The organism is Salinicola sp. LHM (genome assembly GCF_034479735.1).
Taxonomy (GTDB): domain Bacteria; phylum Pseudomonadota; class Gammaproteobacteria; order Pseudomonadales; family Halomonadaceae; genus Salinicola; species Salinicola salarius.
This window is the reverse complement of record NZ_CP140261.1, coordinates 1694343-1707483: the sequence shown is the minus strand read 5'-3', so window position 1 is coordinate 1707483 and position 13141 is coordinate 1694343. Positions and strand designations below refer to the sequence as shown.

12 protein-coding genes are annotated in these 13141 nt (G+C 63.2%); 9 read left to right on the top strand and 3 right to left on the bottom strand.

Annotation, left to right across the window (positions count from 1 at the left end; all coding sequences use genetic code 11):
• The first annotated feature begins 193 nt into the window (after positions 1-193).
• The 3 genes from R5R73_RS07950 (at position 194) to R5R73_RS07940 (ending at position 3448) form a co-directional block, all read left to right on the top strand.
• On the top strand, positions 194-1120 hold the full coding sequence (locus tag R5R73_RS07950; protein WP_322529376.1) for a recombination-associated protein RdgC: 927 nt from the start codon (positions 194-196) through the stop codon (positions 1118-1120).
• Positions 1117-2376, top strand: coding sequence for a 1-acyl-sn-glycerol-3-phosphate acyltransferase (locus R5R73_RS07945; RefSeq protein ID WP_322529375.1), 1260 nt, complete (start codon positions 1117-1119; stop codon positions 2374-2376). The genes R5R73_RS07950 and R5R73_RS07945 overlap by 4 nt, the downstream gene beginning before the upstream one ends.
• A gap of 292 nt (positions 2377-2668) precedes the next feature.
• Positions 2669-3448 (top strand): RIO1 family regulatory kinase/ATPase, encoded by a 780-nt coding sequence (locus R5R73_RS07940; RefSeq protein WP_322529374.1) that lies wholly within the window; start codon positions 2669-2671, stop codon positions 3446-3448.
• A 61-nt stretch (positions 3449-3509) separates the two neighbouring features.
• Here the strand turns inward: R5R73_RS07940 and R5R73_RS07935 are convergent, their stop codons facing one another.
• Positions 3510-4961 carry a TrkH family potassium uptake protein gene (locus R5R73_RS07935; protein WP_322529373.1) on the bottom strand — a complete coding sequence of 484 codons (1452 nt, stop codon included), beginning with the start codon at positions 4959-4961 and terminating at the stop codon, positions 3510-3512.
• Between the two features lie 381 nt (positions 4962-5342).
• Between R5R73_RS07935 and R5R73_RS07930 the strand changes: the two genes are divergently transcribed.
• Positions 5343-5627: a hypothetical protein gene (locus tag R5R73_RS07930; RefSeq protein ID WP_322529372.1), complete on the top strand. Its 285-nt coding sequence runs from the start codon at positions 5343-5345 to the stop codon at positions 5625-5627.
• 120 nt (positions 5628-5747) lie between these two features.
• Here R5R73_RS07930 and R5R73_RS07925 read toward each other — a convergent pair whose 3' ends face one another.
• Positions 5748-6275 carry a pilin gene (locus R5R73_RS07925; protein ID WP_322529371.1) on the bottom strand — a complete coding sequence of 176 codons (528 nt, stop codon included), beginning with the start codon at positions 6273-6275 and terminating at the stop codon, positions 5748-5750.
• Positions 6276-6729: 454 nt separating this feature from the next.
• On the opposite strand from R5R73_RS07925, the gene pilB reads away from it, so the two are divergent.
• The 5 genes from pilB (at position 6730) to yacG (ending at position 11893) form a co-directional block, all read left to right on the top strand.
• Positions 6730-8457: a type IV-A pilus assembly ATPase PilB gene (gene pilB, locus R5R73_RS07920; protein WP_322529370.1), complete on the top strand. Its 1728-nt coding sequence runs from the start codon at positions 6730-6732 to the stop codon at positions 8455-8457.
• Positions 8458-8572: 115 nt separating this feature from the next.
• Entirely contained in the window at positions 8573-9826 is a 1254-nt protein-coding gene (locus R5R73_RS07915) for a type II secretion system F family protein (protein ID WP_071232856.1), read from the top strand.
• 233 nt (positions 9827-10059) lie between these two features.
• Positions 10060-10920 carry an A24 family peptidase gene (locus R5R73_RS07910; RefSeq protein ID WP_322529369.1) on the top strand — a complete coding sequence of 287 codons (861 nt, stop codon included), beginning with the start codon at positions 10060-10062 and terminating at the stop codon, positions 10918-10920.
• Positions 10917-11570, top strand: a complete 654-nt coding sequence (coaE, locus tag R5R73_RS07905) for a dephospho-CoA kinase (protein ID WP_322529368.1) — start codon at positions 10917-10919, stop codon at positions 11568-11570. Before R5R73_RS07910 ends, coaE begins: the two co-directional genes overlap by 4 nt.
• A 44-nt stretch (positions 11571-11614) precedes the next feature.
• Positions 11615-11893, top strand: a complete 279-nt coding sequence (yacG, locus tag R5R73_RS07900; RefSeq protein ID WP_322529367.1) for a DNA gyrase inhibitor YacG — start codon at positions 11615-11617, stop codon at positions 11891-11893.
• Between the two features lie 235 nt (positions 11894-12128).
• On the opposite strand, the gene R5R73_RS07895 is transcribed toward yacG, so the two are convergent.
• Positions 12129-13082 (bottom strand): Nudix family hydrolase, encoded by a 954-nt coding sequence (locus R5R73_RS07895; protein ID WP_071232858.1) that lies wholly within the window; start codon positions 13080-13082, stop codon positions 12129-12131.
• Positions 13083-13141: the final 59 nt, after the last annotated feature.

Here is a 13141-nt window from a genome sequence, read left to right as displayed (position 1 = left end):
GTAGCTCGTAGCTCGTAGCTCGTAGCTCGTAGCTCGTAGCTCGTAGCTCGTAGCTCGTAGCTCGTAGCTCGTAGCTCGTAGCTCGAAAACATACGCCCGTTTGAAACAGACGCGCAAATATCGACGCGCAACCTTGGTGGTAACACCTGGGCCGTTTCGCCATAATATGCCTCCTTTCAAACGGATCGGGCGCATGTGGTTCAAGCATTGTCATCTGTATCGCTGCCATGACACCGAGGTTCTCTCCGTCGAGGATCTGGAAACCGCGCTGGCAGAATTTGCGTTTCGCCCCGTCTCCCCGCGTGAAGCACGCCGGGTTGGCTGGAGCGCACCGGCCGGCCGCCGCAGTGAACAACGCGTACACGAAGTTCAGGGGCATCGACTGCTGTCGATGCTGCGCCAGGAGCGTCTGCTGCCGGCCGCGGTCGTCAATGACGAAGTCAACGAGCGTAGCGAGGCACGCGAGCAGGCCGAAGGGCAGCCACTCTCGCGCCGGGAGCGCCAACTGCTCAAGGAGCAGGTGATGGAGGAACTGCTGCCGCAGGCCTTCACCCGGACGCAGCGCGTCGAACTGTGGTGGGACACCCGCAAGCAGCTGATCGGCATCAACGCCTCCAGCCGCAAGCGTGCCGAAGAGGTCCTGGATCTGCTGCGTCAGACGCTCGGCTCGTTGAAGGTGACACCGCTGGCGACGAAAACGCCGCCCTCTCGCGGCATGACCCAGTGGTTGAGCGACCCCGCCAGCCGCCCCGCCAGCCTGCTGCTCGGCGATCAGGTCGAGCTGCGTGCCGCCGAGGACGACGGCGTGCTGCGCGCGCGCCAGGTCGACCTCGACAGCGAAGAGATCCAGTCGCTGCTCGAAAACGGGCGCCAGGCGAGCCAGCTCAGCCTGGGCAGCGAAGGTCAGCTCCGCGTGATGCTGCATGACGACCTGGCGCTCAAGTCGCTGCAGTTCGACGACGCCCTGCTGGACGAAGCCAGCCAGAGCGACGACGGCGACGACCCGATCGTCAGCCTCGAGACCGATTTCGCCCTGATGTCCCAGACCTTGGCCACCTTCGTCACCCAACTGATCGAATGGCTGGGTGGCGAAGCCGACCCGGCAGCCCCGACACCATGACGCTCCGTTTCGATATCGACAAAGGCGCAGCCCCCTCCCAGGGCACCGCGACCGGCAATTCGCATGGCAATCCGCACAGCGCCGAAGCGGCGATCGATCTCGATCGCTTTGCCGACATTCGCCCCTATCACGATGAAGAGGTAGCGGCGGTACTGGCCCGGCTGGCACATGACAGCGAACTGCTGGATGCGATCACCCGCTACCGCCTGCCGCGGCTGTCGCGCTTCGCCCCGCCGCTGGCACGCAAGCTGGCCAGCTTCCGGATCCAGCGCGAGGTCCGCAACGTCTCGACGGTACGCGACTTCCAGTTGCGCATTGCCGACTACATGGCGCACATGATCGGCAGCACCACCCGAGGGTTCGAAGTCGAAGGTCTGGATCGGCTGTCACCGGACCAGGCCTATCTGTTCATCGGCAACCACCGCGATATCGCCCTCGACCCGGCCTTCGTCAACTACGCGCTCTATACGGCAGGGCATGACACCGTTCGTATCGCCATTGGCGACAACCTGCTGCAGAAGCCGTTCGTGACCGACCTGATGCGGCTCAACAAGAGCTTCATCGTGCCGCGCTCGGTCAAGGGCAAAAGGGCGATGCTGGCAGCGTATCAGTCGCTCTCCGGTTATATCCGTCACTCGATCACCGACGACAATCACTCGGTCTGGCTGGCCCAGCGGGAAGGCCGGGCCAAGGATGGCGTCGACCGCACCGACAGCGCCATCGTCAAGATGCTGTCCATGGCACGGCGTCTGGAAGAGGGCGACAGCGATATCGGCGCCGCCGTGCGCGAGCTCAAGATCGTGCCGGTCTCGATCAGCTACGAGTACGACCCCTGCGCCATCAACAAGGCCCGCGAGCTGCATGCCAAGGAGACCGACGGCGCCTACAAGAAGGTGGAGTTCGAGGATATCCTCTCCATCGTCGCCGGGATTACGGGCGACAAGGGGCGCGTCAAGCTGGTATTCGGCACGCCGCTCTCGGCGGATTTCGACAACGCCGATGACGTTGCCGCAGAGATCGACCGCCAGGTGCTGGAAAACTACCCGATCTTCCCCAGCCATCGGCTCGCGCTGGCCGAAACCGGCCTGGCACCGGATCTGGTCGACCTTTCCGGCGTGACAGCGGGCGATCGCGAGCGGTTCCAGGCGCAGCTATCCCAGGTGCCGGACGAACTCCGTCACTGGTGGCTGATGCAGTACGCCAATCCCATTCTGAACCGCGCCGGCCGAGCCCACGGTCGGGAAGCCCAGTCCTGATCCCCGCATACCGTTGACCCAACCGCCATCGCTCCTTGCAATGGCGGTTTTCCTGATGCCTCGCCCCTTCTCCGCACCCGCTACCCAGCCTTCCTTTTCTATCGAATCGAATCGAATCGAACCAAATCGAACCGAACCAAACCAAACCGAGCCGAACCCGACTCGGCCAAAAATAGCTTCCCTACCCTGACTTTATCGCTGTCCGTCGATCCCGTACTGGCGTGATCGCAGCAAGTTTCTTAAAATGAGCTTAAACTTAGTCAGCTAATTAGTATCTTTATCGTTTCCAGCCATGAATTCTCCTCTCGATTCCGCCACCACTTCCCCGGCCGAGGCCAGAACGCTCGATGCCGATGCCGTTCTCTCAGGCACCCAAACGCCATATCCAGCACCGGAAACGCCAACACCGTCAGCAGACCCATTTCCAACGATCCTGACGCCACCGCTGATCACGCCAAGGACACTGCAACGTGGCGAAGGTCTGCTCAAGGCCGATGTCGTCCTCAAGACCCATGCGGGCCAGCCCGTGATCTGCAAGGACTACGGCCGCTACGCCGGCAGCTGGCTGGCAGTTCCCGCACGCCTGCTGCTGGGCCACGAGGCACGCATTCTGGAACGCCTGCACCACTGGCCTCATGCGCCCAAGGTGGTCGGTCAGGTCGGCAAGCTCGCGTTATTGCTGGAGTACGTGCCCGGCGAGATGCTGAGCGAAGCGGCAGATCCCACGAGCCCGATCTACTTCGCCCAGTTGATGACCGTGCTGACCTCCCTGCACCGCAGCTCGATCGTGCATAACGACATACGAGGTTCCAACATCATCGTGAGCCGGGGTCGCGTGGTGCTGATCGATTTTGCCTCGGCGATCTATCTGCCCGGCGGGCGACTGCTGCGCTTTCTGCTCCGCCCTCTGCGACGCAGCGATCTCGCCAGCGGGCTCAAGCTCAAGGTCCGCCTGACCGGTGAAGCCCTCACGCCGGCGGAGGCTCGCCTGCGTCGCAAACCGGCCTGGATAAGAGGCCTCCAGCACGCCTGGAAGCGCCACCTGCTACCCCGGCTCAAGCGCCATTCGTAAAGCCAGCGCCGCGATGAAGCCCGGTGAACTCACGCTGCGTTGATACTCGACGCTCTCCTGCCTACTTGCGCCAGAAGAACGGCATCAGCAGCACCAGCACGGTGAGGATTTCCAGACGCCCCATCAGCATGCCCAGGCAAAGCAACCATTTGGCGGCAGCCGGCAGGCTGGCGAAATTGCCGGCCGGGCCAATGGTATTGCCCAATCCCGGGCCGACGTTGTTAAGCGCCGTGGCCGCGCCGGTGATCGCCGTGACCATGTCCAGCCCCAGCGCCGCCAGTGCCAGGGAAAGCACCGCTACGGTGAGAAAGAAGAAGAACGAAAAGGCGATGACCGCGCGCACCACCTCGTCGTTGAGCCGTCGGCCGTTGTAGCGCTGGGCGAACACGCCGCTCGGATGGACCAGATAGCGCAGCTGATTGACCAGCAGCAGGCCGCCGATCTGGAAGCGGAAGATCTTCATGCCACCGCTGGTCGAACCGCTACAACCGCCAATGAAAGTGATGAAGAAGAACGTGGTGACCGCCAGCGGCCCCCATAGCGAATAGTCCTCGCTGGCGTAGCCGGTGGTGGTCACCACCGAAATCACATTGAAAGCGACTGCCGTCAGCGCCTCGAAGGGCGCTTCGGAAAACGCCAGGACCCGATAGGTCGTCAGCGCCACGATCACGACGACCAGCAACCCGACCAGCCCTCGCACCTGCTGGTCCTGCCACAGCGCGCCACGACTATCGCGCAGCAGCCGGATGTAGAGCACGAACGGCAATGCTCCGGCCAGCATGAACGCACAGCCCAGCCACAGGATCAGCGGCTGGTCACGATAGATACCGAACGAGGCGTCATAGTTGGCAAAGCCGCCAGTGGAGACCGAACTCATCGCATGGACGATGGCATCCAGCGTGCCCATGCCCGCCAGCCGGTAGCTCAGGATCGCTGCCAGCGTGAAGCCGAGATAGATGAACGTCGAGGCCTTGGCGATACCCCCAGCCCGAGGCAGCACCTTGTCCGACCAGTCCGAAGACTCGGTCTGGAACAGCCGCATGCCGCCGACCTTCAGAAACGGCAGGATCGCGATCGCCATCACGATGATGCCGATACCGCCCAGCCACTGCATCAGCCCGCGCCACAGCTTGAGCCCGTCGGACAGATTCTCGATGCCGACGAGCACGGTGGAACCCGTCGTGGTGATCGCCGACACCGACTCGAACACCGCATCGGTGAACGACAGCTGCGGCGCTCCCAGCACCAGCGGCAGGCTGGCGAAGGCGCTGATCACCGCCCAGCTCGACGTGGTCAGGATGAACATGTGACGCGTCTTCAGCTCCACCGGCGTGCGCCAGGTCCACATCAGCAGCGATAGCGACACCACCAGCGCGAGCGCCATCGACTCGAGAAACGCCCACAGGTCCGGATCGCTCTCGAGCCCCAGCAGCACCACCGGTGGCACCATGAACAGCGACAGCACGATCAACAGCAGCGCCAGAATCTTGAAAATTGGCTTGGCGTCTTGCAAGACTTCCTCCCGGTCTCCGTCACGCGAGTTCGACTGACGCTATCCGTCCGCACCGCAGCCGAGTCCAACCCTATTGCATCCCCTATTGTCATTCGGCCGACGACATCCCCCGCCGAACGAATCGGAGCGATGATAGGCCATCCCGCCGTGCAAGACACGACTCGGCCTGCATTTCGCATCCGCGGTTCCCGCCCGGCCCATGAACCATGGTTCATCGACCGCACCGACTCTGGCCGCGCAGCGAGATATGCTATGGTGGCGCCATCGCAACGCAGGCGCGCCGGCCCGTCGTTGAATGCCATTGACGAACGTTCAGCTCGACGACGAGCCGGCGCCGAGACAGGCCGAATATTACAAGCTAGTCACTGGAGGAAAGCCCCCATGAGTTCCGCCTCGGAAATGCAGAAGACCCGCGTCATTCAGGAGCTTCGCGCCTTTATCAAGAAACTGCTGCAGGAGCCCGGCATTCTCGAGAGCTCGCTGGCCATCGCCAAGCGCCACTCCGACGGCAGCAACGACGCCCAGGCCTGGGCGACCATCGCCAACGAGATTTCGGATACCACCAGCGTGCATATTCCGGAAGACCCAGCCGAGCATTCGGATGCGGATCGGCTGTTTCTGGAGGTGTTGCGGGAGGTCGTGGGGGAAGAGAAGGCGTTGTACTGAAGCCGTAAGCTTTAAGCAGGAAGCTGTAAGACGGAAGAGAGAAGAAGACAGAGGGAAGAAGGAAGAAACGAAAGGGCCGGCGAATGCCGGCCCATACAAAGGTATCGATTTAAGCGTGAGTTATGGTGTATCCGCCGTCTTTTCACAGCTTGAGGGCAGATATTCTGCCGCAACTCCCGTACCAGCTGGAGACACACATTTCCAGGCACTGATTGGTGTACCGTCTGTAAAGCCTGTGCTGGTCATTTCAGTTTCAGCAGCACCATCGGTGTAGGGAACGAAGGTAATTTGGTCTTCGCCATCTGCTAGCTGGCCAATGTTCTGGGCTGTAATAGTGATCATACCGTTTTCATCGGTAGCGACCGACTGGACGTACTGAGATACAGGTTCATCTTCGGAGCCTTGCTCGCAACGAAAATCGCCACCACTGGGCTCCGTGCTCCTCCCTACCATTGCGGCTTCGCTGATCGCAGTCTTACAACTTGTAGCAGCCAGAATGACTTCGGACATCTTGGCTCTGGCGGTGTAGTTCTGATACTGCGGAATCGCTACTGCGGCGAGGATGCCGATGATCGCGACGACGATCATGAGTTCGATCAGGGTGAAGCCGCCCTGCCGGTGTGAAACGGGTTTGTGTTGCTGTTGCATCGTGGTTCCCTGCCTTGCCGATATTGAAGCCGTTGTTGAGCCGGTTGGCGTGATGGTTTCCATCGTGCCGCCGGTCGTTTCTCTCTTTATGCTCATGCTATCGTTACGCTCACGCTATCTTACGTTCACGCTATCGTTACGTTCGTTCTATCTTGCATTTCTTTCGCTTGCTTTTCGCTTGCTCCTGAGCGCTACGTCGGGTGGTCGGGCGGTGTCGAAGCCTGTCGAACCCTGCCGAACCGCTCGCAAGCTCGCGCCTGCGAGGATACACAAATTTACCATAGACGACATTCGACTGCGTTATCGGCAGATTGCCAAGAATACTTAAAGAAAAAAAGGCGTCAGCCGATAACGGATTCGTCGATCGAACCATTCGTGCCGGTGAACGCGGGGCTCCACGGGGCCGCTCCCCCGCCATCCGTTCGCCAGCCAGCTAGCCGGGGCTCTCATCTCCATGTCGGACGTCACCACATCGCGTACGCAAAGCAGTCTTGCCCAGCGCTTCATCGAACACGGCCTGATCAGTGCGGAGGCGTGCGAGCAGGCGATCCGCGACGCGGCGGACAGGCAGCTGACGCTGCTGGAGCTGGTGGTCCGGGAAGGCAGGGTCGATGCCCGCGAAGCCGGCGAGCTGGCAGCGCGCGAGTACGGCCTGCCGTTCATGGATCTGGAGCACGTCGACTGGGACAAGCTGCCGATCATCGAGCCGGTGGCGGACAAGGTCATCCGCCGCTTTCAGGTGCTGCCGCTGGCCCGCGACGATCGCCGCCTCACCGTGGCGATCGCCTTCCCGGTCACGCTGGCACAGCTGGACGAGCTGCAGTTCACCACCGGGCTTGCGATCGAGGGCGTTCTGGTGCCGTTCGATCAACTGGAGCAGGCGCTGGCCAAGCGTTACCAGCGCCACGAAACCTCCGGCATGCTGGAAGCGCTGGGGGAAGCCAGCGAGGCGCTGACGCTGGATACCAGCGCGGCCGACCTGGCCAGCGAAGCGGCCGCGCTCGACCAGATCGGGGAAGACGACGAGCCCGTGGTGCGCTTCGTCAACAAGATCCTGCACGACGCGATCCAGCGCGGCGCCTCCGATATCCACTTCGAGCCCTACGAGTCGAGCTACCGGATTCGCTTTCGCATCGACGGGTTGCTGCTCGAGATCGCGCGACCGCCGCTGAGCTTGCGCACCCGCCTCGCCGCCCGGCTCAAGGTCATGGCGCGACTGGATATTTCGGAGCGCCGCCTGCCCCAGGACGGCTCGATGAAGATTCGGCTCGATAGTGAGCGTGCCATCGATTTCCGCGTCAACACGCTGCCCACCGTGTTCGGCGAGAAAATCGTCCTGCGACTGCTGGATGCCCGAACGGCCAGCTTCGGCATCGATGCGCTGGGCTTCACCCCGGAGCAGCGTCAACTGTTCGAGGCCGCGCTGGCCGAGCCCCAGGGAATGATTCTGGCCACCGGCCCCACCGGTAGCGGCAAGACGGTAACGCTCTATACCGGCATCAATCTGCTCAATACCGAGGAGCGCAATATCTCGACCGCGGAAGATCCGGTGGAACTCAAGGTGCCCGGCGTCAACCAGGTCAACGTGCAGCCACGCATCGGCCTCGACTTCGCCAGCGCGCTGCGCGCCTTTCTGCGCCAGGATCCGGACGTGGTGATGGTCGGCGAAATCCGGGATCTGGAAACGGCCGAAATCGCGGTCAAGGCAGCCCAGACCGGCCACCTGGTGCTATCGACGCTGCATACCAACTCCGCCGCCGAAACCCTGACGCGCCTGCGCAACATGGGCGTTGCCAGCTTCAATATCGCCAGTTCGGTATCGCTGATCATTGCCCAGCGGCTGGCGCGTATGCTCTGCCCGCGCTGCAAGGCGCCGGCGGAGATTCCCGAGGACGTGTTGCGCCACGAAGGCGTCTCGCCGGAGAGACTGGCAAGCGCCACTCTCTACCGCGCCGTGGGCTGCGATCGGTGCACGCTGGGCTACAAGGGGCGCATCGGGATCTACGAGGTGGTGCCGGTGGACGATGCCATGAGCCGGCTGATCATGGCCGACAGTCACGCGCTGGAGCTGGCCCGCGCGGCACGCGATGCCGGCTTCCCGGGGCTGCGCCAGAGCGGTATCGACAAGGTACTTCAAGGCGTGACCAGCCTCGAGGAGATCAACCGCGTGACGATCGACTGACGGCGACCCACTCGTTTCGCCCGGACTCTGGCACAATCCGTGGTTCGCGGTTCGGGCCAATCTTCGATCTCACTCACGCTCGGCGCCTCGTCGAGTCATTGTCAGGAAAGCGATCATGGCGACCAGCCGGAAGTCAGCCAAGTCACTGAAGTCATCCAAGCCGCCTCGTCGGGTAGTCATGCACCGCTGGCAGTGGCGCGGCAAGAACCTGCGTGGCGAAGTCGTCTCCGGGGAACTCGTCGCCAGCGAGATCGACGAGGTGCGCAAGGAGCTGACCCGCCAGAAGATCATCGTCAAGCGCATCACGCGCAAGACCGGCATCTTCGGCCTGGGCCGGGTCAAGTCTCGGGACATCACCCTGTTCTCGCGTCAGCTGGCCACCATGCTCCGGGCCGGCGTTCCGCTGCTGCAGGGCTGCAAGGTCGTCGCCGAGACGCTCAAGAACCCTGCCATGCGCAACCTGGTCGAGACACTGGCCAATGACATCAGCGCTGGCTCCAGCTTCTCGGAAGCGCTGGCCAGGCACCCAGCGCGGTTCGACCGCATGTTCGTCAACATGGTCGCGGCCGGCGAACAGGCCGGTGCGCTGGACAAGATGCTCGAGCGCGTCGCCAGCTACCGCGAGAAGGTCGACACCCTGAAGGGGCGCGTCAAGAAAGCGCTCTACTATCCCACAGCGGTGGTTCTGGTCGGGATCGGCGTCACCGCCCTGCTGCTGGTCAAGGTCGTGCCCCAGTTCGAGAGCCTGTTTCAGGGATTCGGCGCGGAATTGCCGGTCTTCACCCAGTTCACCGTGAATCTGTCCCAGTTGACCCAAGCCTACTGGTGGCAGGCCGTGCTGGCGCTCGTGGTGATGATCCTCGGCGTGCGCCAGGCCATGAAGCGCTCGCCGGCATTTGCCTATCGTGCCCATCAGCTGGCGCTCAAGCTGCCGGTGATCGGCAATATCATCGACAAGGGCTCGATCGCCCGCTTCTCGCGCACGCTCGCGACCACGTTCAACGCCGGCATTCCGCTGGTCGAGGCGCTCGATACCGCCGCCGGCGCCACCGGCAACCAGGTTCATCAGCGCGCCATTGCCGAGATTCGCGAAGACGTCGCCACGGGGCAGCAGCTCAACTTCGCCATGCGTCGCACCAAGGTCTTCCCGATAATGGCCGTGCAGATGGTCAGCATCGGCGAGGAAGCCGGCGAACTGGACACAATGCTGGACAAGGTGGCGGAGTTCTACGAGGAAGAAGTCGATAATCAGGTCGACACGCTGACCTCTCTGCTGGAGCCGTTCATTCTGGTGGTGCTCGGCACCATGGTCGGTGGATTGGTGGTGTCGATGTATCTACCAATCTTCCAGATGGGTTCCGCTATATAGGTATGAACGGGCTGCGCTCGGCCAGGCGTTGTTGAAAGCGCGCTCGCGATCCTCATTGATACCCGGTCAACTCCGGTCGCCCGCGCGCTTTCGCCTAGCCTGACCTTCGCTCGCCACGTTCCTAAGCGTTTGCCTAACTTATCGAACGAAATGTGACGCCCAAGGGCGGCCCTGTATGTTTGGGTGCGTTACCCTTGGCGCTATCCGTCTATCTAGTTTTCGTGGAGCTTCCGTTGTCCGATCTTCTCCCTTTGCTTGTCTGGCCGCTGGCGTTCCTGTTCGGCGCGGCCCTGGGCAGTTTCTTGAACGTCGTTATCGTGCGGCTGCCGGTAATGCTGATGCAGCGCTGGCGGGCCGAGGCGCTGGAAGCGCTGGAGCAGCCGGTGGAAGCCGGCCCTGCCTACAATCTGGCGACGCCACGTTCGCACTGCCCCGGCTGCGGGCACTTCATCGCCTGGCATGACAATCTGCCGCTGGTCGGCTGGCTCAAGCGTCGCGGCCGCTGTGCCGCATGCGGTACGGCGATCAGTGTCCAGTATCCGCTGATCGAGCTGGTTTCGGCATTGCTGACGGTGGCGATCATGGCGCTGCATGGCGTGAGCTGGCAAAGCCTGTGGCTGGTCGGCGCCTGCCTCTGCCTGCTGGCACTGGCAGTGATCGACTGGCGAACCCAGCTGCTGCCGGATGCGCTGACCCTGCCGCTACTCTGGGCCGGCCTGCTCTATCAGTGGCTGTTCGCGCCATTGATGCTGGAAAGCGCCGTGCTGGGCGCCGTCGCCGGGTATCTGTCACTGTGGTCGGTCTACTGGCTCTTCAAGCTGGCGACCGGCAAGGAAGGCATGGGCTACGGGGATTTCAAGCTGATGGCGGCACTCGGCGCCTGGCTCGGCTGGCAGAGCCTGCCGCTGCTGCTGTTGCTCTCGGCGGGCGTGGGCGCCGTGGCCGGCCTGATACTGATCGCCCTGCGCCAGCAGGATCGCAACCAGGCAATGCCCTTCGGCCCCTATATCGCCCTGGCCGGATGGATCGCCCTGCTGATCGGCGCCCCGCTGTTGGCCGGCTATCAGGCGCTGTTACTGGGAGGCTGGGGATGAACAAGAGCGGCACACGCACCGAGAACAGAAACGAAAGCGAGCGCGGCACCCTGGTCGTGGGTGTCACCGGAGGGATCGGCTCGGGCAAGAGCGCAGTGGCGGATGCATTCGGTGCCCTGGGTATCGGCTGGGTCGATGCCGATCACGTGGCGCGGGAAGTCGTGATGCCCGGCGAGCCGGCGCTGGCGGCCATTGTCGGGCGCTACGGCCCGGCGATACTCGACGGCAACGGGGCACTCGACCGACGCGCGCTCCGGGCGCGGATCTTCGACGATGAAACCGAACGCCGGTGGCTGGAACGAGAGACGCACCCGCGTATTCGCCAACGGCTGCTGATGCACTTGGCGCGACTGCGCAACGCCGACGCCCCCTACTGTCTGCTGGTCTCACCGCTGTTGATCGAGTCGGGGCAGCTCGAGCTGGTCGATCGCGTTCTGGTGGTCGATGTTCCGCCGGAGATCCAGATTCAGCGCACCCTCGCGCGGGACGGGGTCGATCGGCGTCAGGTGGAATCGATACTGGCGGCCCAGCTTCCCCGGGAACGTCGCCTTGCAGCCGCCGACGACGTCATCGACAATAGTCGCGACCGACAACACCTACTCGACCAGGTTGCCCGGCTGGACGCCCGGTATCGCCAACGGGTCTTCTGACCCTCGCGCCTGATGCAACGATCACCGACACGATACCCCTCGCCATGACTCGACGTAACGACCCGAACCGTTCTCCGGACGCCAGTGCCGACAGCGGTGCCGGCCAGGATGCGAACAAACCCGGCTTGACCGTGCCCTGCCCCCAGTGCCGAAAATCCGTTGCCTGGACACCCGAGAACCCCTACCGCCCCTTCTGCTCGAAGCGCTGCAAGCTGCTGGACCTGGGTGCCTGGGCCGACGGCTCCCACCGTATTGCCGGCGAGCCCCACATGGACGAAACCGAACTCGATGAACTGATCGACCGGCTCGAGCGCGGCGAATAGCGCCTGCGAGCCGCGAGCCGCGAGCCGCGAGCCGCGAGCCGCGAGCCGCGAAAGTCAGCATGTGCTTGTAGCGAAGAAAAGGGCCAGCGACGTCAGTCGCTGGCCCTTTCCGTAGCTCGTAGCTCGTAGCTCGTAGCTCGTAGCTCGTAGCTCGTAGCTCGTAGCTCGTAGCTCGTAGCTCGTAGCTCGTAGCCCGTAGCCCGTAGCCCGTAGCCCGTAGCCCGTAGCCCGTAGCTCAGGAATCGTCGCGCCAGAAATCCCGGATCGAGGCGATGCCCTGCGCGCCGACACCACGCGCCTGATTGGCGTGATGGCGGGTCATGCCACCCAGCGCGAAGACCGGCATCGCGGCCGTTTCCACCATCTGCTGGAAATCGTGCCAGCCGATGGTCACCGCGTCCGGATGCGACGGGGTCGGCGCCAGCGGCGACAGCGTGACGAAATCACAATCGATCTGGCCGGCCTGAGCAAGCTGCTCATCACCGTGAGTCGACGCTCCCAGCCACTTGTCGGCGGGAATCGGCCGGTGCTTGAGCGCCATGAGCCGCGCGCTGGTCAGATGGATGCCGTCGGCATCGACGCGCTGCAGCCACTCGGGGTCCGCATTGAGCAGCAGCTTGGCGCCATAGCGTCGGCACAGCGCCAGGGTCTTCTCCGCCCGCGCCTGGTAGGCGGCGTCATCCAGCTCCTTGGCACGCAACTGTACCAGGCGGACGCCGTCCTCCTTCAACGCCCGCTCGAGCCGCGCCAGGAAAACGTCGTCGTCCGCGGCCTCGGCAGTGATCAGATACTCCTGGGGCAGCGCTACCGCACGCAGAATCGGCATATTGGCTGCCGGGAACGGGTAATTGGGCAGATCGTCGACCTCGACCCAACGTACCGGCTGGCCTTCCCGACCGTACGGATCGCCGTCGTATTCCCGCACCTGCCAGACGTCCAGCAGAATGTGCTTGTCGGCATATTCGTGATGAACGCGGATCAGCGGCTGAGCGCGCACGATCTGGATACCGAGCTCCTCGTTCAGCTCCCGCTTGAGCGCCTCGAGCCCGGTTTCGTAGGGCGCCAGCTTGCCCCCCGGGAATTCCCACAGACCGCCCTGGTCGACCGTCGCCGGGCGTCTGGCGATCAGCACTCGTCCGTCGCCGCGAATGACGGCGGCTGCCGCTACGTGGACCCGTCTTTTGATCATCTTGCTAAGTCTCTCGTACCACTGCAGTGTTTACCCTTGACGCGCGAGGTCGAGATAGC